The sequence below is a fragment of the Vibrio sp. 970 genome, assembly GCF_033339075.1.
Window position 1 is genome coordinate 1 of record NZ_JAWOTW010000016.1, and the last position, 23,432, is coordinate 23,432.

Annotated in this window: 19 protein-coding genes and 1 other RNA gene; 8 read left to right on the forward strand and 12 right to left on the reverse strand. The window is 45.0% G+C overall.

Annotated features, from left to right (window positions below; genetic code table 11):
• From R7Q11_RS19780 to sul2, 3 genes are all read right to left on the reverse strand, one after another.
• A partial coding sequence (locus tag R7Q11_RS19780) for an aminoglycoside phosphotransferase family protein (RefSeq protein ID WP_219564665.1) occupies positions 1–80 on the reverse strand: 80 nt, incomplete at its 3' end.
• Entirely contained in the window at positions 80–883 is an 804-nt protein-coding gene (gene aph(3'')-Ib, locus R7Q11_RS19785) for an aminoglycoside O-phosphotransferase APH(3'')-Ib (protein WP_001082319.1), read from the reverse strand. The genes R7Q11_RS19780 and aph(3'')-Ib, both read right to left, overlap by 1 nt.
• Positions 884–943: 60 nt before the next feature.
• Positions 944–1,759, reverse strand: a complete 816-nt coding sequence (sul2, locus tag R7Q11_RS19790) for a sulfonamide-resistant dihydropteroate synthase Sul2 (protein WP_001043260.1) — start codon at positions 1,757–1,759, stop codon at positions 944–946.
• Positions 1,760–2,231: 472 nt separating this feature from the next.
• Here sul2 and R7Q11_RS19795 point away from each other — a divergent pair, with 472 nt between their 5' ends.
• The 3 genes from R7Q11_RS19795 (at position 2,232) to R7Q11_RS19805 (ending at position 6,444) form a co-directional block, all read left to right on the forward strand.
• A complete protein-coding gene (locus tag R7Q11_RS19795; RefSeq protein ID WP_054730033.1) occupies positions 2,232–3,755 on the forward strand; it encodes a Na+/H+ antiporter NhaC family protein in 1,524 nt (507 codons plus the stop codon).
• Positions 3,756–3,967: 212 nt separating this feature from the next.
• Positions 3,968–5,671, forward strand: a complete 1,704-nt coding sequence (locus R7Q11_RS19800; protein ID WP_225466662.1) for a chitinase — start codon at positions 3,968–3,970, stop codon at positions 5,669–5,671.
• A gap of 182 nt (positions 5,672–5,853) precedes the next feature.
• Entirely contained in the window at positions 5,854–6,444 is a 591-nt protein-coding gene (locus tag R7Q11_RS19805) for an acetate uptake transporter (RefSeq protein ID WP_005381682.1), read from the forward strand.
• 100 nt (positions 6,445–6,544) lie between these two features.
• Here R7Q11_RS19805 and R7Q11_RS19810 read toward each other — a convergent pair whose 3' ends face one another.
• Both R7Q11_RS19810 and R7Q11_RS19815 read right to left on the reverse strand, forming a co-directional pair.
• Positions 6,545–8,092 (reverse strand): alanine/glycine:cation symporter family protein, encoded by a 1,548-nt coding sequence (locus R7Q11_RS19810; RefSeq protein WP_005381681.1) that lies wholly within the window; start codon positions 8,090–8,092, stop codon positions 6,545–6,547.
• Positions 8,093–8,400: 308 nt separating this feature from the next.
• Positions 8,401–9,657, reverse strand: coding sequence for a D-amino acid dehydrogenase (locus R7Q11_RS19815; RefSeq protein ID WP_225466663.1), 1,257 nt, complete (start codon positions 9,655–9,657; stop codon positions 8,401–8,403).
• A gap of 106 nt (positions 9,658–9,763) precedes the next feature.
• Here R7Q11_RS19815 and R7Q11_RS19820 point away from each other — a divergent pair, with 106 nt between their 5' ends.
• The 4 genes from R7Q11_RS19820 (at position 9,764) to R7Q11_RS19835 (ending at position 14,432) form a co-directional block, all read left to right on the forward strand.
• Positions 9,764–10,675 carry a LysR substrate-binding domain-containing protein gene (locus R7Q11_RS19820; RefSeq protein WP_017635708.1) on the forward strand — a complete coding sequence of 304 codons (912 nt, stop codon included), beginning with the start codon at positions 9,764–9,766 and terminating at the stop codon, positions 10,673–10,675.
• Positions 10,676–10,794: 119 nt separating this feature from the next.
• The gene (locus R7Q11_RS19825) at positions 10,795–12,063 is read left to right on the forward strand and encodes an O-acetylhomoserine aminocarboxypropyltransferase/cysteine synthase family protein (RefSeq protein WP_005381677.1); all 1,269 of its coding nucleotides are present in this window, start codon (positions 10,795–10,797) and stop codon (positions 12,061–12,063) included.
• Between the two features lie 207 nt (positions 12,064–12,270).
• Complete coding sequence (locus R7Q11_RS19830; RefSeq protein WP_017635707.1) at positions 12,271–13,602, forward strand: aspartate aminotransferase family protein; 1,332 nt, start codon at positions 12,271–12,273, stop codon at positions 13,600–13,602.
• Positions 13,593–14,432: a 3-keto-5-aminohexanoate cleavage protein gene (locus tag R7Q11_RS19835; RefSeq protein ID WP_225466664.1), complete on the forward strand. Its 840-nt coding sequence runs from the start codon at positions 13,593–13,595 to the stop codon at positions 14,430–14,432. Before R7Q11_RS19830 ends, R7Q11_RS19835 begins: the two co-directional genes overlap by 10 nt.
• Before the next feature lie 74 nt (positions 14,433–14,506).
• Here R7Q11_RS19835 and R7Q11_RS19840 read toward each other — a convergent pair whose 3' ends face one another.
• From R7Q11_RS19840 to R7Q11_RS19855, 4 genes are all read right to left on the reverse strand, one after another.
• Positions 14,507–15,874: a Na+/H+ antiporter NhaC family protein gene (locus R7Q11_RS19840; protein ID WP_017635705.1), complete on the reverse strand. Its 1,368-nt coding sequence runs from the start codon at positions 15,872–15,874 to the stop codon at positions 14,507–14,509.
• Positions 15,875–16,054: 180 nt separating this feature from the next.
• Positions 16,055–16,642, reverse strand: a complete 588-nt coding sequence (locus tag R7Q11_RS19845; protein ID WP_225466665.1) for a DedA family protein — start codon at positions 16,640–16,642, stop codon at positions 16,055–16,057.
• 204 nt (positions 16,643–16,846) lie between these two features.
• Positions 16,847–18,382 carry a bifunctional GNAT family N-acetyltransferase/carbon-nitrogen hydrolase family protein gene (locus R7Q11_RS19850; RefSeq protein WP_005381670.1) on the reverse strand — a complete coding sequence of 512 codons (1,536 nt, stop codon included), beginning with the start codon at positions 18,380–18,382 and terminating at the stop codon, positions 16,847–16,849.
• 120 nt (positions 18,383–18,502) lie between these two features.
• Complete coding sequence (locus R7Q11_RS19855; RefSeq protein ID WP_054575079.1) at positions 18,503–19,384, reverse strand: LysR family transcriptional regulator; 882 nt, start codon at positions 19,382–19,384, stop codon at positions 18,503–18,505.
• Between the two features lie 397 nt (positions 19,385–19,781).
• Between R7Q11_RS19855 and R7Q11_RS19860 the strand changes: the two genes are divergently transcribed.
• Positions 19,782–20,345 (forward strand): porin family protein, encoded by a 564-nt coding sequence (locus R7Q11_RS19860; protein WP_225466666.1) that lies wholly within the window; start codon positions 19,782–19,784, stop codon positions 20,343–20,345.
• A 121-nt stretch (positions 20,346–20,466) separates the two neighbouring features.
• Here the strand turns inward: R7Q11_RS19860 and R7Q11_RS19865 are convergent, their stop codons facing one another.
• From R7Q11_RS19865 to ssrA, 3 genes are all read right to left on the reverse strand, one after another.
• On the reverse strand, positions 20,467–21,606 hold the full coding sequence (locus R7Q11_RS19865) for a lipase family protein (RefSeq protein WP_025768873.1): 1,140 nt from the start codon (positions 21,604–21,606) through the stop codon (positions 20,467–20,469).
• A gap of 3 nt (positions 21,607–21,609) precedes the next feature.
• Positions 21,610–22,161, reverse strand: a complete 552-nt coding sequence (locus R7Q11_RS19870) for a DUF6795 domain-containing protein (RefSeq protein ID WP_225466667.1) — start codon at positions 22,159–22,161, stop codon at positions 21,610–21,612.
• An 846-nt stretch (positions 22,162–23,007) separates the two neighbouring features.
• Positions 23,008–23,375: a transfer-messenger RNA gene (gene ssrA, locus R7Q11_RS19875) on the reverse strand.
• Positions 23,376–23,432 lie beyond the last annotated feature (57 nt).

The window sequence follows — 23,432 nt, forward strand, 5'->3', positions numbered from 1 at the left end:
ACGAGGCTGGAAAAGGTGTCCGCAATGAGAACAGGTTGCGAAACGTGCCAATGAGCAGGAAAAACAGGCGGCATGAACATCAACCCCAAGTCAGAGGGTCCAATCGCAGATAGAAGGCAAGGCGTTCGCGGTCGGGGGCTTCGATCCCCAATACATTGAATAGGACAGCGAAGGCGCGCTCTGCTTCATCTGGCGCTGCCCAGTTCTCTTCGGCGTTAGCAATCATGAGTGCCAAATCGGCATAGCGATCTGCTGTTCCGAGCCGCCCAAGGTCGATCAGACCCGTGCATTGAAGAGTTTTAGGGTCCACCATGAAGTTCGGCATGCAGGGATCACCATGGCAAACAACCATATCGGTGCGCTCTTGGTCGAGCCGCACCGGTAGCTCTCGTTCGACACGAGCCAAAAGATCGAGCTGCGGCGTACTCTTGTCCTCGTCCGGTAAGAAGTCGGGATTGACGGCATTGCGGGACACCACATCAACGGCGCGTCCGAACATTCGCGACAGCCTGCGCTCAAACGGACATTGATCAACCGATAGGCTGTGAACAGCGCCAAGTTGCTGCCCCATTGACGGCCACGCTTTGAGCAAATCCGCTCCAGACAGATCAGCCGCCGGTACTCCCGGAATTGCCGTTATCACCAAGCATGCACCCTCCTGTTCCTCCTGCCAGTTGATCACCTCGGGGCAAGCCACACCTCGACCTTTGAGCCAAATGAGGCGGTCACGCTCTCCAGCGAGCTCACCGCGGCGGGAAGCAGGTGCGATTTTCGCGAAGGCATGCCCGTCACCACGTCGAAAAACAAAATCACCAGATTCTCCGCCTCTGACAGGCAACCAGTCAGAATGCGATTCACCAAAAAAAATATTAGTTCGATTCAATGGAGGTTCCTTCAGTTTTCTGATGAAGCGCGAATATAGAGAAATATCCCGAATGTGCAGTTAACGAATTCTTGCGGTTTCTTTCAGCGCCGCCAATACCGCCAGCCCGTCGCGCAAGGGGCGCGGCTCGTGTGTGCGGATGAAGTCAGCTCCACCTGCGGCGGCGGCAAGCTCTGCAGCGAGTGTCGCGGCCCCGACATCCCCCGGACCACGGCCTGTGAGCGCGCGCAGAAAGGATTTGCGCGAAACAGACAGAAGCACCGGCAAATCGAAGCGCAGCCGCAATTCATCGAACCGCGCCAGCACCGAGAGCGAGGTTTCGGGAGCAGCCCCCAGAAAAAACCCCATGCCGGGATCAAGGACAAGGCGGTTGCGTTTGATACCGGCACCCGTCAGCGCCGCGATGCGCGCGTCAAAGAACGCCGCAATGTGATCCATGATGTCGCCAGCGGGTGCCTCGCGCCGATCTGCCTGCCCGTCTTGCACCGAATGCATAACGACGAGTTTGGCAGATGATTTCGCCAATTGCGGATAGAACGCAGCGTCTGGAAAACCGCGAATATCATTGAGATAGGCTACACCACGCGACAAGGCATAGGCTTGCGTCGCGGGTTGATAACTGTCGAGCGAGACGGGAATGCCATCTGCCTTGAGCGCGTCCAGCACCGGCGCGATACGCGCGATTTCTGTGTCGGACGAAACAGGCGCGGCGTCGGGATTGCTGGATGCCGGACCGAGGTCGATCACATCTGCCCCCTCGGCCATCAGCTTACGCGCCTGCGCAATGGCTGCGTCTGGCGCCAGATACCGGCCTCCATCGGAGAAACTGTCCGAGGTTATGTTGACGATGCCGAAAATGATGAGCGATTTATTCATGGGGGCTTCTATAATAATAATAATCGAGCATGAGTCTCATACGGATGCTCGGGTCGAAAGGGAATCCCCAGGCGAGTAACCTGTTTGCGGTGATCCATTAGCTGCAGGAGCAGAATAGCATACATCTGGAAGCAAAGCCAGGAAAGCGGCCTATGGAGCTGTGCGGCAGCGCTCAGTAGGCAATTTTTCAAAATATTGTTAAGCCTTTTCTGAGCATGGTATTTTTCATGGTATTACCAATTAGCAGGAAAATAAGCCATTGAATATAAAAGATAAAAATGTCTTGTTTACAATAGAGTGGGAATAATTTTCCTCTAGACAGTTGAGTTTATAAGAACCAGCCTTCGGGCTGGTTTTTTTGTACTTCAAGTTTGTGAAGAGGTGGCTCAACTTTTTTGTGAGAGATATATACATGCGGTTAAATTAAATATATATTCATTTTAATTGTTTAATTATCATAAATGGTATTGCTATGGAACAGGCTGACGTTACCTCTCTCATTCCCATCCTTATTACTCTTTTCCTTGCGCTGACTACAAGAAATGTCGTTGTTGGTTTATTCGCGGGTGTGGTGAGTGGTGTCGCTATGCTCGAAGGGACATTTGTCGAAAAAGGGCCACTAGACTCGTTTAGTGCATTGATGAAAAGCTATCTACTGCCGCAATTAACTGACAGCTACAATGCGGGCGTCATTTTGCTCTTGGTCTTTATTGGTGGCTTTGTCGCCTTGATGGAGAAATCTGGCGGTGGTGTGGCGTTTGCTAAAAAGGTTACTCAATGGGTTGCGAGTAAATGCCAAGCTCAACTGTCCGCATGGTTCGGTGGTGTGGTTATTTTCTTCTCAGACCTTGGTACACCACTGATTGTTGGCCCTGTTTTTCGCCCTTTATTTGATAAGTTAAAAGTATCACGCCAAAAATTAGCTTTTATTATCGATTCGACTTCCTCTCCCGTCGCAATCTTGATCCCTTTTATCGGATGGGGCGTTTACATCATGGGATTGATTCAAAAAGAGTTTACTGCCCTGAATGTCAGTATGAGTGATTGGGATGCTTTCATTGGTGCGATCCCGTATCAGTTTTACGCCTTTCTTGCGATCGCGATTGTGCCGATTGTCTCTTTCTTCAAATTAGATTTCGGACCGATGGCGAAGGCTGAACAACTAGCAGAGCAGGGCTCCGACTTTGGGAAAGTGCAGGAGTCTATGAATGTGTTTACGCATAAAAATGCAAAATCTAGTTTTGTATGGGCACCTTTGCTCGTTATGCTGGTGGTTCTATGTACCATCCTCGTGCCACACGGTTTTCCATTTCAAAAAGTGGCAGGATCAACGTTTAGGGCTGCACTTTCTTCTGCATATTTCTTCGCGGCCTTCACTTTAATTGCGCTGATGGCGTTTTATGGCGTAAGAAAGCTTTCGGATGGTATTCAGGTTTATCTGAAAGGGATGTCAAACATGATGTCAGTGGCGGTGATTCTGGTATTGGCTTGGGCGCTTAGCTCGGTTGGGAAAGAATTAGGTGCAGCTGCATACATTGCTGAACAAGCTCAAGCCGGTTTCCCTTACTGGTTATTGCCAGCGGTTGCGTTTTTGCTTGCTGGTGTTATCTCATTCGCTACGGGATCATCTTGGGGGACGTTCGCCATCATGATGCCATTAGTAATCCCAACTGCCGTTGCGATTGATGCACCATTGTTGGTTTGTATTGGTGCGGTATTATCTGGTGGCTTGTTTGGCGATCACTGTTCTCCCATCTCTGAAACTACGATTTTGTCGTCGACAGGAGCGGGGTGTGAACAGTATGAGCACTTCCGTACACAATTACCTTACGCATTACTCAATGGAATGATCGCATTGGGGTGTTTTCTTTTAGCTGGAATCAACGCCTCACCAGTGATTGTGCTTGCCGCAATTATTTCTCAGTGTGTGGTTTATTTTGTGCTGTCTAAACAAAAGTCAACCGCGAAGCTAGAGGTGGTTTCGGCAGAACAATAAAGAGAGAAACATCACAAAGCGGAGGCTCACAGGGTCTCCGCTTTTCTTTTGAGTCAAGGTAACATTTTTCTTGTGACAAAATGTGTGTGAGGACCTATTTATTCATTTTGTCTCGCAGAATCAACGTACTTGGCTCGGTGTTTCGTATATATGATCCACTATATGTCTAGTTATTCCTCGTATATTGTATTGTTGAAATCCGGAGACTAGACATGTTTGCACTCAAACATCTTCCTCTTGCATTGAGTTGTGTCTTAGCAGCACAAGTGAATGCGAGTATGAATATTCAGCCCGATCCGCAAAATCCGAATGGTTATGTTATTGCTCGTGGTGACGTTCAAGCCGTAGAGCAAAGCAAAACTTCTGATCCTATGTATGCCATTTGGTCGCAAGCATTAGAGACACGCCCGAACTCAGTGGTTGAAGCGATTGTTCCAGGGGCGACAACCAACCCAGAAAACGTGAAGCGTGTAGAGCGTGTATTCCCCGAAAGTGAGTGGGACTTCCTGACTCAAATGGCGGCACCTGAATACACTTACACGCGTTTCCTACGTGCAATTGGTAAGTTCCCTGCATTCTGTGGTGAGTACACAGACGGTCGTGATTCGGATGCAATTTGTAAAAAATCGATCGTGACAGCGTTTGCTCACTTTGCACAAGAAACCGGTGGCCATATTTCGATTGATAACGTATCGGATAATCCGCTAGGGTTGGAAGAGTGGCAGCAAGCTTTGGTTCATGTGCGAGAAATGGGATGGTCTGAAGGGCAAGAAGGTTACACAACAGGTTGTGGTCAAAATGACTGGCAAAATAAGCGTTGGCCATGTGAACCAGGACAAGGTTATTTTGGACGTGGTGCTAAACAGCTTTCTTACCATTTTAACTATGGCGCGTTCTCTGAAGTGATGTTTGATGGTGATGCATCTGTATTGCTTAAAAATCCAGGCTTGGTTGCGGATTCATGGCTGAACTTGGCATCGGCTATCTGGTTCTTCCTAACCCCACAAGCACCGAAACCTGCAATGCTACATGTGATTGACCGTACTTGGGTGCCTTCACAGCGTGAGCTTGATGCTGGCATTGGTTACGGCTTTGGTACCACCATCAACGTGATCAATGGTGGTATTGAGTGTGGTGAGCAAAACAAGGATAAAGGTCAACCTGTTAACCGTATTCGCTATTGGGAAGGACTTGCCGCTCATTATCAAATTCCAATTGAAGCCGATGAGACCAATACCTGTTGGCAGCAGACGCCTTACGGCAGCTTAAATCTAAATGGTGCGACAGACGTGCTTTACACCAACTGGGATGGTAACTGGAAATACTACTCAGATCGTCCTGGAGGTCACTCATTTGAATGTGAGCTTGTTGGTTTCCAAACGGCTTACTCTGCGCTAGTTGCGGGTGATTATGAGAAATGTGTAACTAACTTCTACCAATCTCATGCGGGTTGGCCAGAAGTTCGTGTAGTTGACAAGTTAGACCCAGTGGATCCGGTTGAGCCGCCTGTAGGTGGTGTGGCAGCTTGGGATTCTGGCAAAGTATATAACACGGGGGAACAAGTCTCTTACCAAGGTGCTGTTTACGAAGCGAAATGGTGGTCACAAGGTAATGAGCCAACGAAAGGAGACCCGTGGAAGCTGGTTTCAGGCACTCCTACGGAGCCGCCTACAACGGAACCTGAACCACCGGTGACTGAGCCAGAGCCGCCCGTCACAGAACCTGAGCCGCCAGTAACCGAGCCAGAACCACCAGTGACAGGCAATTTTATTCAGTGGGAGCCGGGTGTAACGCAAGTCGCTAACGGGGATAAAGTGACGTACCAAAACAAATGTTTTGTTGCGAAAAATGGCCCAGGAGTGTGGGAAAGCCCAACGCAAAGCAACTGGTTCTGGGACGAGATTTCTTGTCAGTGATCGAGTAAAAAACAACCTAACCATCTATAAAGACTCTGCTTTTTTGCAGGGTCTTTTTTTATATATGTAGTGGTTTATTTATGGAATCTAAGTTTTCAATAACAGCTTTTCTCTTTTGTTCTGGAGCCCATTAAAATTCGCGCGCATTTTTTATCAACATTTTTGAAAAAAGGTATTTGTACATGTCGACAAAACTGGCTAACCCAGCACCGCTAGGTCTAATGGGTTTCGGTATGACCACTATTCTGCTCAATATTCATAATGCAGGATTTTTCCCAATTGACTCTATGATTCTAGCGATGGGCATCTTTTACGGTGGCCTTAGCCAAGTAATCGTTGGCATCATGTGTTTTAAACGCGGTGATACGTTCGGCACAACTGCGTTTACTTCTTACGGTCTATTTTGGCTAACATTGGTTGGTCTAATCGTAATGCCTCACATGGGTCTTCCTGCAAGCCCTGCAAGCTTTATGGGTTGGTACCTAGCGCTTTGGGGCATCTTCACTGGTTTCATGTTCATTGGTTCTCTATGTTACCCAACAGCGAAGCAAGTGGTATTTGGCTCTCTAACTATCCTGTTCTTCTTGCTTGCTGCTCGTGATTTCACTGGTAGCGAAGTGATCGGTGCTATCGCTGGCTTCGAGGGTATCTTCTGTGGCGCAAGTGCAATTTACTTCGCAATGGCACAAGTACTGAACAACGAATTTGGTCGTGAAGTGTTACCTGTAGGTAAAGCAAAAATCGCTCGTAAAGTTGAAGCGGTTATCGCCTAAGCTGCTACTCATAATGAAGAAAGGGGGATTAACCATTGGTTAATCCCCCTTTTTTATGTCCTAAATCGGACCACTGCTTTTTCTTATTTATGTGATAACGCTATGTTGATGGTTGCTCAACAGTTTCTGCGCTATTGCTGTCTGCCGTTGGTGCTTTACCCGTTTTACGTCGGTACTTATCTTCCCAGTAATCTGCGCCTTTAATGCCCAGTGCAACAGGGTTAAATGTAAAATCGGTCACACCACGTTTTTGTTGCTCTTCGTAGTCGTTCAGTGCTTTGAGTGCAGGCTTCGACATAAAGAAGATGATCAAAATACCGATGATGTTTAGCCACGCCATCAGTCCTACGCCTACATCACCCATCGCCCATGCTAAGTTGGCGGTTTTCACGGTTCCGTAGAACACGGATGAAATAATGATGACTTTCAGAATAAACATCAGTCCATTTACTTTGAACGTACGACGAATGTAAGCAATGTTCGTTTCTGCAATGTAGTAGTAAGCCAGAATGGTCGTAAACGCGAAGAAGAATAGAGCGATTGCGATGAATGGTTTACCCACGCCAGGTAGTGCGCTTTCGATCGCCATCTGTGTAAACACAGGACCATTTGCACCAATATCCGCTGGTAGGTTTTGAACCAGGAATGTACCTTCAATCGCACCATTTACGTTGTACGCGCCAGTGATAAGAATCATGAACGCGGTTGCTGAACACACAAGTAGTGTATCGATGTAAATAGAGAAAGATTGAACAAGACCTTGCTGAGCTGGGTGATCAACACTCGCTGCTGCTGCTGCGTGAGGACCAGTACCTTGACCTGCTTCGTTGGAGTAGACACCACGTTTTACACCCCAGCCGATTGCTGCACCAACGCCTGCCATTGGTGTGAACGCGTCACCAATGATCATGCCGAAAATGCGTGGAACCTCACCAATGTTTAGAAGGATGATGACAAACGCAGTAATGATGTAAGCTAACGCCATAAATGGCACAACGACTTGGGTAAAGTTCGCGATACGCTTTACGCCACCAAAAATGATGAAAGCCAAAATGACACAAACAACCGTACCAGTGAAAATTTTAGCAAAACTGAAGGTACCAATAGCGGTTTCAATCATGTCACCTGAGCCAAATGCGGCTTCTACTGCGTTACCGATACTGTTCGATTGAACGCCAGGAAGTAGAACACCACAAGCAAAGATGGTCGCGATAGCAAAGATCCAAGCGTACCATTTTTGTCCCATTGCTTTCTCAATATAGTAAGCAGGGCCACCACGGAACTCGCCTTCGTCTTCTTCTTTATAAATTTGTGCAAGTGTTGATTCTGCGTATGCGGTTGCAGCGCCAAAGAAGGCAACGACCCACATCCAGAATACTGCGCCTGGGCCACCGAAACCGATAGCAGCAGCAACACCAGCAATGTTACCTGTACCTACACGGCCAGATAGTGAAACGGCAAGTGCCTGAAATGATGATATCCCTTTTGTTGAACTCTTCCCTGAAAGTAATAAGCGCCACATCTCAAAGAAGTGACGAATTTGTACAAAACGCGTCATGATTGAATAGAACAAACCTGCGCCAAGGCACAAATAGATCAGTACCGGGCTCCAAATAATTCCATTCAGAAAATCAACTAATGACTGCATGAGTATTTTCCCTGTTAGTTGTGTTTGTGGTTGTTTTTCACACAATACATTACCCTTTATGTAATGCAATTGTTAACTTTTTTAGCTAAAAATCCTTTGTAGCGTGATGATGAACACAGAATGGAGAGTAGTTGTTAAAATTTGGTTCTTGTTGCTTATTTGCTCCTTTTAGGTAGAAGATTTGCCTGATGATTAATTATGCAGCACATTGTCATTTAAATGTGCTGCGATTTTGATGAGTTAAAAATGCCAGTGGTTATGCATTTTGTGGAGTAAGTGTCTGCCTGTTTTTTTGTTCAGTCATGTCCTCAGGCGTAACGACAAAGGTTAAGCTCCGCATTATCCATCACTTTTGCTTTTTCACCTTTCATTACGCTTGCTAGCAATTGACCTGAACCACAAGCCATCGTCCAGCCCAGAGTTCCGTGTCCGGTGTTAGTAAAAAGGTTATCGTATTTAGTTGCACCGATAATTGGTGTGCCATCAGGCGTCATTGGCCTAAAGCCTCTCCAAAACTCAGCTTGGCTGAAGTCACCACAACGAGGAAAAAGATCACGGATGACCATTTCGATAGTGTTTTTGCGCTTTTGTGGAAGGGAAGTATCAAACCCTGCTAATTCTGCGGTGCCAGCTACGCGAATTCTGTCATCAAATCGAGTCATAGCGACTTTATAGGTTTCATCCATCACAGTAGATCGAGGAGAGAAGTGTTCATCTTCCATCGGGATGGTGAGTGAATAGCCTTTGACAGGGTAGACCGGAATATCAATATCGAGTTGCTTGAGTAGCGCTGTAGAGTAGCTGCCAGAGGCCACTACATATTGGTCTGCTTTAAATTGTCCTCGGTTCGTTTGGACACCTATGATCTTTTTGCCTACTGTAACCCAATTGCTTACTTCAGTATCGAACTCAAATCGGACACCGTGTGCCTTAGCAAGCTCCGTTAGTTGTTGGCAAAATTGATGGCAATCGCCCGTTTCGTCATCAGGTAGATGCAAGCCACCAACCAGTTTGTCTTTCACAAGTGCAAGCCCTGGCTCTTGTTCAATACATTGTTCGACGTCCATTAGCTTAAATCGGGTTCCGCTTTGTTCAAGGAGCTGCATGTCCTTTTCAATAGTTTGCAGCTGTTGATGTGTTCGGAATACTTGCAAGGTACCAAACTGACGCCCTTGATACTCAATGGCGTGTTCTTGGCGTAACTGTTCTAAGCAAATACGGCTGTGGTTAGCGATCGAAAGCATGCGAGCCTTGTTAACTTGATAGCGAGGTAGGGTGCAGTTCGCGACCATTTTACTCGCCCAGCGGATCATGTCGGCATTCAGAGTGGGTTTGATTTTAAGTGGAGCATGCTCCTCCATTAACCACTTAATGGCTTTAACAGGAACACCAGGCGCAGCCCAAGGCGAAGAATAGCCATACGAGATCTGCCCGGCATTGGCGAAGCTCGTTTCCATGGCACTGCTTGGTTGGCGGTCAATGACGGTAACTTGATAGCCTGCTTGAGATAAATACCAAGCAGAGGTTAAGCCGATAACGCCGCTGCCTAATACGATGACTTCCATTGATGCACTCCACACATTTATCAGAGTGCTCAGTTTCTTTTCTTTACCTTTTGTTAACAATCGATATAAATTACACACAGCGTTTAGAAAAACTATAGGCTCAAGGATGAAAAGTAATCTGATAAGTGGCTTGTGTCTATTTAGCCAAGTCGCGGAGTACAACAGCTTTACTGGTGCTGCAAGACATTTACACCTCACCACTGGTGCCATAAGCCAACAAATTATTCATTTGGAAGCGTTATTAGGTTTTACTTTATTTGAACGCCACTCTCGCGGTATTCGTTTAACCGTAAAAGGCACTCAGTTACACCAAGCGACGCAGTTTCACTTTTCGGAACTGAGCAAATTGCTTGATGAGCTCAAAGTAGAAAAGCAAACCAATGAAATTCGTTTGAAGTTGACGCCTTCTTTTGCTTTCAAATGGTTAGTCCCAAAGCTCGAAAGCTTCCATCATGATAATCCGGATATCCAAGTACAAATCTTTGCGGAAGGTGCGCTGGTAAATAGTGAGATAAAAGACTATGACGTCGCAATTGACTATGGTCTTCATCCTTATAGAAATGCTAACGCGGAGCTGATTTTGGATGAGCATCTGCTACCGGTGATGAGTCCAAAATACCTTGAGGATCATGGCTGGCTAAAAACGTTGTTTGGTGAGCAAAAAAACTCAATGCCAGTGAAGCAATGGCAAGAGGCGACGCTACTACACGATGCGATGCCATGGGAAAAAGCGACGCGTGACTATGAGTGGCTATATTGGGCGTCAGCGATGGGGTTGGATTTTAAAACCGATATCGGACACTTTTTTAATCGAACGGATATGGCGATGTCTGCAGCCGAAGCTGGCGTTGGGATTGCGATGGCACGAATGGCACTGATTGAGGATGAATTGACGACAGAGCGTTTGGTTTCTCCATTCAAACCGATTCCTGCCAATGCAGGGTATTACTTGATCATGAACACACGTACGAATGCGACAGAAACGTTTCGTCACTGGTTACTTGGACAGTTGAATTAGCGTTTTATCTCTGTGATTCATCCCTACGTTATTTGTTGAAAAATTGGGCAATATAAGTTTTATAAGCAAGGTAAGTGCTTTGCTTGCCGCTATTTGAGTGATGAAAGACAGGGAAGAACATGAAAGACGAAACGCTATCCATCCATTTTGGTTACGAAACTGACCCGACCACCAAATCTGTCGCGACACCGATTTATCAAACAGTCGCGTACGAGTTTGACAACGCGCAGCACGGCGCTGATCTGTTTAACTTGGAAGTGCCGGGGAATATCTACACTCGCATCATGAATCCGACTAACGATGTTCTGGAAAAACGCATGGCGGCGTTAGAAGGCGGCATTGCTGGATTGGTCGTGAGTGCGGGGAGTGCAGCGATTAACTATGCGATTCTGACCTTAGCGCAAGCGGGCGATAACATCGTTTCTACGCCGCAACTTTATGGCGGTACTTATACCTTGTTTGCGCACATGCTGCCAAATCAGGGTATTCAGGTGAAGTTTGCTAAAGATGACAAGCCAGAAAGTTTGGCCGAGTTAATTGATGAAAATACCAAAGCGGTGTACTGCGAGAGCATTGGTAACCCTGCAGGTAATATCATCGATTTAGAACGTGTGGCGGAGCTTGCTCACGCACAAGGCGTGCCTGTGATTGTGGATAACACCGTCGCGACGCCAGTGCTGTGCAAACCCATCGAGTTCGGTGCGGATATCGTAGTTCACTCTCTCACTAAATACGTTGGTGGGCATGGCACCACATTGGGTGGCGTGATTGTGGATTCAGGTAAATTCCCTTGGGCGCAGCACAAAGACCGCTTTCCTGTTTTCAACCAACCAGAACCTTCTTACCACGGCGTGGTGTATACCGAAGCGTTTGGTGAGGCGGCATTTATCGGGCGTGCGCGTACCGTACCACTGCGTAATACCGGAGCCGCATTATCACCGATGAATGCATTTATGCTTATGCAAGGGCTAGAAACGTTACCGCTGCGTATGGAGCGCCATACCGAGAACACACTCAAAGTGGCTGAATTCTTGGAACAGAATGACAAAGTCAGTTGGGTAAGTTATGCCGGATTGCCAAGTTCTGAACACTTCCATCTCGCCGAAAAATACATGAAAGGTAAGCCTTCTGCGATTTTGTCGTTTGGTTTAAAAGATGGTTATGACGCTGGTGTGCGTTTTTATGATGCTTTGAAAATCTTTAAGCGTTTGGTGAACATTGGCGATGCAAAATCATTGGCTTGTCATCCTGCATCGACGACTCATCGTCAATTGAGCGAAGCAGAACAAAAACAAGCTGGTGTGTCTCCAGAGATGATTCGTTTATCGGTGGGTATTGAACATATTGACGATATTCTAGCCGATTTAGAACAGGCACTAAACGCGTAAACGATTCTGTTTTTAGCTTTGGGTTACCCATAGGTCAGCCTTTAAAAAAGCTGGCCTATTTTTATTTTATTGTTTAAATATCAAGGGTTTTTGTGTTTTTGGTTTGTGGTATTCCAAAAGCTCATAGAGGGTGAGATTTATTCTCTTGTCACGTTTGGGTTTGTTCCTGATGATGTGTGCATGTATTACACATTGGAAGGGACTCAAATGTCTTACGTATTTCACCGTCACTGCCATGCCACGCTGCCAATCATCGATAGAGGTGAAGGTGTTTATCTATTCGATAAGCATGGAAAGCAGTATCTCGATGCTTGTGGTGGGGCTGCGGTATCAAACCTTGGCCACAGTCATCACGCCGTTAAAAAAGCCATGTTAGAACAGATCGAGCGAGTGCCATTTGCTCATACTGGATTTTTTACTAGTGACAACAGTGAGCGCCTAGCAGAATTGATTTGTCAGCACATGCCTGATCAGTTCAACCATGTGTATTTAGTCAGTGGCGGATCAGAAGCGGTGGAGTCGGCACTAAAAATGGCGCGGCAGTATTTCGTGGAATCAGGTAAGCCAGAGAAAAAGCAATTCATCGCGCGTCAGCAAAGTTATCACGGTAATACCTTGGGGGCTCTGGCTGTCGGAGGTAATGAATGGCGACGTGAACCGTTCAAACCCATCTTACACCCGAGCCATCATATCGCCCCTTGCTATGCTTATCGTTATCAGCAGAGTCATGAGTCGGAATTGGATTACTCATTGCGAGCGGCGAATGAGCTAGAGGCAAAAATTCTTGAGTTGGGGGCTGATAATGTCATGGCTTTTGTCGCTGAGCCCATTGTGGGAGCCACCGCTGGAGCTGTGCCTGCCACACAAGGTTACTTCAAGCGTATTCGCGAAATATGCGACCAATACGATGTGTTATTGATCTTGGATGAAGTCATGTGTGGCGTTGGACGCAGTGGCAGTTTTTTTGCGTTTGAGCAAGAAGAGGCAGAACCCGATCTGGTGTGTATGGCTAAAGGGCTTGGTGCGGGTTATCAACCTATTGGCGCGGTGGTTGCGAATGATCGAGTCTATCAAGCTATTGCTGATGGAAGCGGTTTTTTCCAACATGGTCATACTTTTATGGCGCACCCTGTGGCGTGCGCTGCTGCCGTGGCGACCATTCAAACCATCTTCCAAGATAATTTGTTAACGGCGGTGAATCGGCAAAGTGCTTTGCTGCGTAATGAGCTTACTTCTGCATTGGCCCATTTACCGTACATTGGCGACATTCGTGGTAAAGGTTTGTTTTTTGGCATTGAGCTGGTGGCGGATAAAGAAAGCAAGGCGCCTCTGAGTAAAGCCACATTGGCAGACAAACGCATCAAACAGCGAGCAATGGAAAATGGCTTAATGTGCTACCCAATGGGCGGAACGATTGATGGCGTTAATGGGCACCATATCTTGCTTGCACCGCCATTCATTATTCAGCCTCACCATATTGATGAGCTAGTTGATAAACTCTCATTAACGCTAAAAGAGGTAGCGAAGGAATGGAATTAGAAAATCGATCTATACGAGAGCCTATCGCTATTATCGTGGCTCCAAACGGTGCAAGAAAAACTAAGTACGATCACGCCAGCTTACCCATGACAACAGACGAACTGGTTGCAGAGGCTATCGCTTGTCAAACGGCAGGGGCTGCCATGATCCATTTGCATGCTAGAGACGCCAACGGACGTCATTCATTAGACATCGACGACAACATGGCAATTTACCATGCCGTGAAAGAAGCGGTGGGACAAAACATGATGGTACAGCTCACCACAGAGGCGGTGGGCTTGTATTCTCCGCCACAACAGATGGCATTAGTTAAAGCTGTGAAACCAGAAGCGGCTTCTTTCGCATTGAGGGAGTTAATCCCTGATCGAGCAAGTGAGAAAGAAGGGCATACCTTTTTCCATTGGGTGGCAGAAAACAACATCGTGAGCCAAATTATTCTCTACGATGTAACCGACATTGAACGTTATTTCCAACTGCGTGATGCGGGCGTGTTACCTAAAACGTATCAGCATGCATTAGTGGTGTTAGGGCGTTATCACCAAGCTCAACAGTCTTCGCCATGGGATTTACGAGGTTTGAATTTGGCGCATTTTGTCGAGGAAGAAATTCGATGTGCCATTTGTGCTTTTGGCGCGCGAGAGCAAGACTGTTTAGCGAGTGCGATGTTACTTGGATTCGATGTGAGAGTGGGGTTTGAGAATAACCACGTCGATGTGGCAGGCGAATTAGCAATCAGTAACGCGGCTCAGGTGGAAGCTCTACGCGATGTGGCGCATCGCTTTGCTATTCCTTTACACAGTGCGCAAAGTTTGCGTTCAGCTTTGAAGTAAATCTGCTCGCGGAAAAGAAAAAAAGAAGAAAGGAAAGTAAAAAGGCTCCATCGGAGCCTTTTCGGTATTTGTCGTTAGTTCTCAGTTTGCGCTACAGGTTGACGAGCAGGATGTTTGATAAACACCGCGACAACAGCCGCTATCGCTAATGCAAAACAGTAGTAAGAATTGGCAACTACTTCAAGTGGCGATAGGTTGAATACGGAACCTAGCAGCAGTACTTGAGCACCGTAAGGCAACACGCCTTGCACCACGCATGAGAAAATGTCTAACAAGCTTGCTGAGCGGCGAGGAGAGACATTATTCTCTTCCGCCAGTTGGCGAGCAACGCTGCCCGATACAATGATGGCTACGGTGTTGTTTGCCGTACAGCCATTGACCATTGATACCAAACCTGCAATACCTAGCTCGCTTGCACGACTGTTCGCATGCTTAGAGTGACTAGAGCCAAACGCGTGGATAAGGCTACTAACGAAATTTGTTAGAAAAGCAAGACCACCTTGGCGACGCATCAGTTCACTCAAACCACCAATCAGCATGGATAACAAGAAGATCTCTTGCATGTTACCAAAGCCTTTGTATACGTCTTGGGCTAGATTAGTTAGTCCGTAATTGTCAATCGATGCCAAGCTCACGCCGCCAGCCAAAAGAATGCCAATCGACAGAACCACAAACACATTCACACCAGATACCGCTAGGATCAAAATAGTGATGTACGGCAAGACTTTTAGCCACTCAATATCGCCAGTTTCAGGCACTTGAGTCGCGGTACTGTTGAAAGCGAACACTGCAATCGCGATCAACGCCGCAGGTAAAGCAATACGAATGTTCTCTTTAAACTTGTCTTTCATCTCACAACCTTGAGAGCGTGTCGCCGCGATCGTGGTGTCAGAGATGATAGAAAGGTTATCACCAAACATAGCGCCGCTCAGTACAACGCCTGCGGTTAACGGTAAGCTCATTCCTGCTGATTCAGCAATCCCCAACGCTACGGGGGCAACGGCTGCGATGGTACCCATCGAAGTCCCCATTGCTGTTGCGATAAAAGCAGAAATCAGAAAAATGCCTGGTAAAATCATGCTGGTTGGAATAGCGGATAAACCAAGGTTCACTGTTGCATCAACACCGCCAGAGGCTTTTGCTACCGCAGCAAAGGCACCTGCAAGCAGATAGATCATACACATTGCGATGATGTCTGGGTGGCCAACACCACGCATGAAGTGTTCGATTGAGCGGTTAAGTTTCTCTTTACTTAAAAGAAACGCAATGATGATGGCTGGTAATACCGCGATGGGTGCAGGCAGCTGGTAGAAGGCAAATTCCACGCCTTGCAAAGATAAGTAAGTGCCTACGCCTATAAATAGCGCAAGGAATACAATTAATGGGATCAGTGCGACCGCAGACGGTGCAACTGTTTTAGTAGTTTGTTGGGAACCGGACATGTAAACGACAATGTTAATGATAAGAGAGAAGAGCAGACTAATATCACATTTCTACATTGTCAACGTCTAGACGTCTAAATGGCTGTTTAAATTTTACACGTAAAGAAAAAGATAAAAGCTCGTGTTGCGTATCTCATTGATACCACGAGCTTTAGTTATGCGCTAATGAAGAGACTGTCGTTATTGCATTGATTTGGCTTTTTTGCGTTTAACAATACCTAAAACCATCCACGTAAATAAGACAGCAGCAAATGCCCATACCAGATATTTGTATTCGGTGTACAGGTTGCTCAACACGCTTAAATGTTCAAATGCAAAGTGAGTTAACAAGCTGAATACCAATACCCAAACCGTCGCCGCGAGGGCGTTACCGAGCAAAAACTCTTTACGTGGCATTTTCGCGATACCGCATGCAAGAGGCATAAATTGCTTCATTCCTTCAATAAAGCGGCTGACGACCAAGCACGTAGGGCCGTATTTCTGGATAGTCAATTGAAGCTTTTGCATCTTCGGGCCGGAAATGTAGCCTTTTTTATCTAACCACCCCTCAAAGTAATAACCGATTAAGTAGCCACAGGTATTACCAAAAAAGCAGCTCAGCCACGATACCATCATTACCATACTTAGGTTCATGACTTGTTCTGACGAGAGCAAAGATGCCGCGATCATCAGTGATTGACCAGGCATCGGGATACCTATCCCTTCTAGAAATATACTGACAATCAGCGCAACGTAGCCATATTGCTCGAGCAAAGGCTTCATTGACATGAGAAGTTCGTTAATATGTTCCAAAAGCTTTCCCCTAATAAAAGCGGAACGAAGTTGGAGTGATACTCCGAATGTCCTATTGGGTCAATTCTTGTTTCTCACCGTTGAGAAAAACTGACATGCCTCTGATAATTGCGCAGAATCAACCTGCAGCTGGCTTTACTCGCCGCCACGCTCTTTGGTAGCGGCGAACTAGGGAGATCCTTATGACTCTTTGGCTTTGGTGAATGCGCCATACAAATCAAGGCGGCGATGACGTAAGTTGGTGACAGAGCCTTCGGTATTAAGCTGTTTCAACTTAGTCAAATCAACATCAGCGAAGATTATCATTTCGGTGTTGGCGCTTGCTTCTGTCAAGGTCGCATCGTGTGGGAAATAGATATCCGACGGTGAGAATACGGCAGATTGTGCGTACTGGATATCGACATTATCAACACGAGGTAAGTTGCCGACACTGCCCCCAATTGCAACGTAGCATTCGTTTTCGATGGCTCGTGATTGGGAACAGATTCGTACTCGTTGGTAGCCATTTTTTGTGTCTGTCCAGAAAGGAACGAACACAATTTGTGCGCCTTGCTCGGCGAGCATTCTTCCCAATTCAGGGAATTCGCTGTCATAACAAATCAGTATGCCGACTTTGCCCGCATCGGTTTCGAACACTTGAACATTGTCACCACCGTCGATCACCCAGTCTTTTTGCTCATGGGGCGTGATGTGGATCTTATATTGAGCGTTTATTTCACCATCTCGTTGCAGCAAGTAGGCCACATTATACAACTTGCCATCCTCGATGACGGGCATACTGCCTGCAATAATGTTGATGTTGTAGGTGACGGCCATCTGCGAGAAGCGGTTTTTGATCTCTTCTGTAAAGCTAGCCAAAAAGCGAATTGCTTCGACGGAATTTTGGTCGTTTTGCAAGCCCATCAGCGGCGCGTTAAAGAATTCAGGAAATAGGGCGAAATCGGCTTTGTAGTTCGCAAGAGAAGAGATGAAGAACTCAGCCTGATCGAGCAAGTCCTCTAAGTCATTCATGGCGCGCATTTGCCATTGCACAACACCAATCCGAATCAGTGTTTTTTCTACATCGTGTACGGATTGAATATCCTCTTCGTAGAAAAAGTTATCCCACTCCAGCAGAGTTGCGTAGCCTTTAGAAGCACTGTCCTCTGGCAAGTAACCACGCATAATACGTTTGACATCGAAGTCGTTTGCAAGCTGAAAAGACAAAATAGGATCGTGAAGCTCACGGCGCTTTATTTTGTCGATGTATTCAGCCACGCTCAATTCGTCAGCATATTTGTGGTAATTCGGGATGCGACCACCGGCTAAAATTGCTTTGAAGTTTTTACTCCGGCAAAGTTCTTTACGCGCATCATACAGACGGCGACCTAAACGCAGTCCACGGTAGTCCGGGTGAACAAATACATCGAGACCATACATGGCGTCACCGGTCACTTGGTTTTGGATGACGTTGTTCTCGGTGATGATGTCGGTGTATAGGTGAGGAAGTGAAAATCGGTTGTAGTCCACTTTGATTGTTAGCGCTGCGCCGACAATTTTTCCGTTATCCTCAATACAGATTTGTCCATCAGGAAACTGATGAATGAGATCCATGATGGTCAGGCGTGGCCATGAGCCACCAACATCAGGAAAAACAAGGTCCATTAATTCCGCGAGCTCTGGGTAATCGGTCGGCTCAATGGTGCGTAAAGAGAGTCTTGGCGTGTTGCTGTCCATATCCTACTATCCATTTATCCTTTTTAAATAGTATGGATGAGAATGCCATAAATTTGAGCAGACAGATACCGAAGTCTTTGAGTTGTTTTGGTTTACCTAAACGAGCTTAAAGAAACAACATTAACTTAGTTTGCTCTTCAGCCATTCGTGAAACACCGCTACTTTTTTAGCCGAAAGTCGATAATTTGGAATCATCACGTAATAACCATAACCGCTCTGTAAAGAAAGGTTGAGAACATGCTGAATGTCCCCTCTTAAAATCGAATACTGCGCCATAAAATCGGGAAGCAAGGCGAGCCCTTTTCCCATTCTGACAGCTTCGCAAGCTAGGTAAAAATGTTCGACGCCTACAGGTTGATAGGTAACGGGAGATTCTACAGTGTAGACAGTTTTAAATTGCTCCCATAGCTGAGGGCGAGTGATTTGAGGTATAAACGGATAATTACTAACAGCGTGCACACTCTCAATTGCAGGAGCATTTGTGCAACCGACTAATAACAATGTTTCTTCGCACAGTAAGTGGCTGTATTCATAATGTGTGGATAATGGAAGGCAGCGAATATGTAAGTCACTTTCGTTGCTCGAATCTTTGACGTTCCCATCCCCGGTACAGACTCTTACTCGGATGTTAGGATGTTGCTGGTGGAAGTCATCAATATTAGGTATCAACCAAAGACTGGCAAAAGAAGGGGTTACGTCCACGGTGAGTAATTCTTGCTTTGAATCTGACTGGATTAAGTTGGCAGTTGCATGCTGAATAAGCTCCAAAGCTTCTGTGACTTGCGGCAGATAACGCTTGCCTTCTTCGGTTAACTCAATACCACTCGTCCCTCTTTGTATTAAAGGTAAACCCACCAATTGCTCCAGCGATGCGATTTGTTTGCTTACTGCGCTTTGCGTAATACATAGGGCATCCGCTGCTTTAGAGAAACTGAGGTAATTAGAGACCGCGACAAACGTCCTTAATGCTCGAATAGAAGGGTATTCACTGCCTTTTAACATACTTTAGTTCCATTAAACTCTGCTTAGGCAAAGAGTAGAGTACTCACGGCTTGAAGCAAAGTAAGATGCAACGTATGTGTGATTAGCTTCCTTTCTTATAAAAACTAGCTAAGCGTTTTTTGACGGATTAATCTACAAGAGTATTTTAGATGTTTATTTAATTTCTTTGAAAAATCTACAAATTAACAAGAATCTTTTTCACATCAGAGATTAACCTCAATTTAGTATTGTTTATATAAAGTAAACAGACAGCTCTTTTTTCTATTTTTGTTCGGCGATCTTTAGAGGATTGTCAGTATTCTATAAAATTAAATATATTTTTCATTAATTTAAAGTTGGCATTGCATTTGCTCTTTACTATTCGAACCTTCAATGGAACTTATATTAGGAGAACGAAATGAAAAGCAATGTTGTTACTTTGATTAGCCTTTTTTCTTTAGCAACGTTTAGTACTTTATCACATGCTGCGGACTCCAACGATCATGGTGTATATGTTGGCGCCAACTACGGTTACTTAAAAGTTGATGGACAAGATGACTTTGATGATGACAGCGATGTTATTCAAGGTTTAGTTGGTTACCGTTTTAATCCTTACTTAGCGTTGGAAGGTGGTTACATTGATTTCGGTAGCTATGGTAATAACTTAGCAAATGCCGAAACGGACGGCTATACAGCGGCTCTAAAAGTTACTGCTCCCATTGCTGATCGTGTCGACCTTTACGCAAAAGGCGGTCAAATGTGGTACTCGACGGATTACAACGTTGCGGGCTTCCAAGGCAACAAAGATGATGAAGGTGTATTCGCTGGTGCCGGTGTTGGTTTTAAAGTTACTGATAACTTCTTAGTTAACGCAGAATATATGTGGTACGACGTAGAAATCAATGCGGAGAATGTCGCGAACGGTGCAAACACGGAAACAGACTTTAACCAAGCATCACTAGGTGTGGAATATAGATTTTAATATTGTTAACAACTCTAAGCCCTAATAAAAAGCGAAGCCTAAATAGCTTCGCTTTTTCTGAACTCAATCTAGTTGAGGATAATTGAGCGGTTTTTAGAATAATTGTTAGTGTCTTTTACTGTTACGCTACTATATTTAGAGCATTTCTAACATGACTGTCTAACCTTCTTACTAGTCTCGAAAAACAAAGTTTTATCACTCTATAAGTAATACTCGATAGGTCGATCGCTGCGCTACCTGACATTACATTCATGTGACCTAAAATACCGCGGACGTGTTCTGTATACTCGTTTTTTAGTTTTGAAATGTACGCCATAGCTTTAGCTAGTTGATCCCAAGCAGTAAGGCCTACGGTTGCTATTTGTTGTATTATATGACCCAGACCTGAAATTCTTAGTAAGGTCAAAATTGAAGAGACTATTTTACTTACCCAACCATCAGTCATTCGAGCATTATATCTATTGTTGAAGTCAAGAAATACGTTGCGTTCTAGGTAAGTTTGAGATTTGGGTTGTAGTGCCGACCACTCATTACTTGTAGCGGTATTGACATAACCCGGAACAGATTTTTTTCCTAGTCCATGAGCGCAGAAGTAGATGCCAGAACTTCCATCTAGCCGATACTCAATACCACCGTGAGTAAATGGCCAAAGAGGAGACATAGGAACTGGATCTGCACCATGAGTGCAGCGATATGAAGAATCTAACTCCCTTCTTGCGTATGGTTTAAAGCCAACTTTTGGTGCGCCAAAAGTATATAGGTGTACGCTATAGCCGTACTGACTCTTCACCCAATCTGCCGCTAATGAAGCAAGAGCACCACCTAAACTATGACCTACACAGTGTATTGCCTTCGGTGCTTTCATGTTCTTTTTCGAATAACCAGCGATGTATGCTGCAAGTTGTGGCTTTATCGTATTGAAGAGATTTACAAAACCTGCATGTACCCTGTAACCTGATGAGGTGCCTGATATCCCAATGTTTCCATCGGTCATAATGTCGCCGATGTTTGCTTGAGTGCCACGAAAGGAAAATACTAAAGTATCGGTAAACTCGCCCTTACCTCGACCTATCGCTACAAAATCTGATGTCATTCCACCAAATCCCATAAAGCCACTTGTCGTTCCTTTTTTGACATCATTCCTTAGATCAAATGTAAAAAACTTTGCTATATAACCACTAACGTTACGAACATTAGTTGCGAATACAGAATAAGGGATTTCTGCGATTCTAGATGATAGCTTTGGTGAGAGTGATTGCATTCTTTAATTTCCATATAAATCAGAGTCAATATATCCAAATAAATCACATTGACTATTTACGTAGTAGTCATCGTTTTCGTCATCATCAATTGAAAAAGCAAAGTACTTAAGAGGGTTTGCTGCATCACAGACTAGATTAGCCATATTGTTTTTTACGTAATCCTCTATTTCATAGCCATCGAACGAACCTTCCCAAATAATAACGCTTTCATCAATATCTAGTTCTGTGGTTAAAACAATAGTTACATAATGTTCAATAAGCGGGATCTTAACGCTCTCTTTGTTCTCATACACAGGAGAAAATTCAAACCGACCATTGCTGTCAGTAAATGTTGATAAGTCTATTGATTTTCCTGAAGCGCTTAAACCAATACTAAGACTAACCTTTTGGTTATCAATCGGCTTCCCTTTTTTTGTTAGCACACCATTGATTTGTGGTGTGTATTGGTTAACTTTATCGCTATTCAATATACTCTCTCCAAAACTCATATTAATGCTCAACAATATGATTGTAATAAATCCAACTAAGTAATTTCTCACATCGACTTTTTTCATTTTAAAAATCTATAAATGTATATGTATTGTGTGTTTTTACAATATTTAATGCTAACTATGTGATTCGTACTGCATTGCCCTTGTAACTTGTGAATTTGAAAATTACATTTTTAGATTTATGTTTATCTACTTGACCGATTTTTATTAGCATTAATAAAGTTTAAATCTGGAATACTCAGTCTACGCTAACCTTAGGTAGTTATATTGTATTGGATTTTTTAGGCTTTCATCAGGTAATGTGGAAGCAAAATAAACGAGAGCTATCGAATGGGAAAGAGCTCTATAAATACTAGGTTTCAGACAATGAAATCGTATTGAAAATAGTTAATTAGTCGCTTGCTCAAGAGGTGTTTTTATTACTTTACATCGTAATGCTAGATTGACTTGATAATTTATTTTTCCGCCAATTGTGATAACCAAGAACAAAAGAAAAGGCTTATTGAGTATCTTTTGATGGTTAGTGATAAACCCAAATTGTTCAACTTTAACCCATCATAATTCTATAACTTAGATTTAGCACTCGTAGTTGTTGATACCCCAAAAACTTAGAACACTTTAAATCGAAGAGCATATAGTACACACTTTTTGTCCTTGAATGAGTTCTTCTGAACTTCCATGTGTTTTTGGTGGTGTATTTATGAGCGTATCGCCTGTTACTTAATACTCAACGAGTTTTTAAATCGGTGTACGTTCAGAGTTATGCAGTAATGCTCGTGAAAAGTTATCAGGTAGCATGAGTGCGTGAGAAAAGAAGACAATGTGGATAGTGGATAGTGGATAGTGGATAGTGGATAGTGGGTTGTTGATACAAAAAAGGCCACCCGAGGGTGGCCTTTTCCAAACGTTTGGTGGAGCTGGCGGGAGTTGAACCCGCGTCCGAAAACCGTTCATCATTGGTACTACATGCTTAGTCGATCTTTAATTTCGCCACCCACCTGCGAACCGACACGCTAATGAATGACTAGCCTGAATTAAAATTCGCCGTTCATCTCTCAGGCGGGAGAATCCGGGCTAGCGCGTTTGGGTTTGATCCCTCGTTATTCCCCGTCTTACGTGCGGAAGCTAGGGCGAGAGAGCTCTTAGCAGGTTATTAAGCTGCTAGTGCGTAGTTTTCGTCGTTTGCGACTATTTTTTTGCGGTTTGTTAACGAGGCCTACCGCACCTCGGCATGCACCTCAGACTTCTGAATTCCCGTCGAATCCTAAATCAGCCCCAGGTAATATTCGCATAGTAACAGAAAAGCATTGGCTGTCCAGTACTATGCGTTTAAG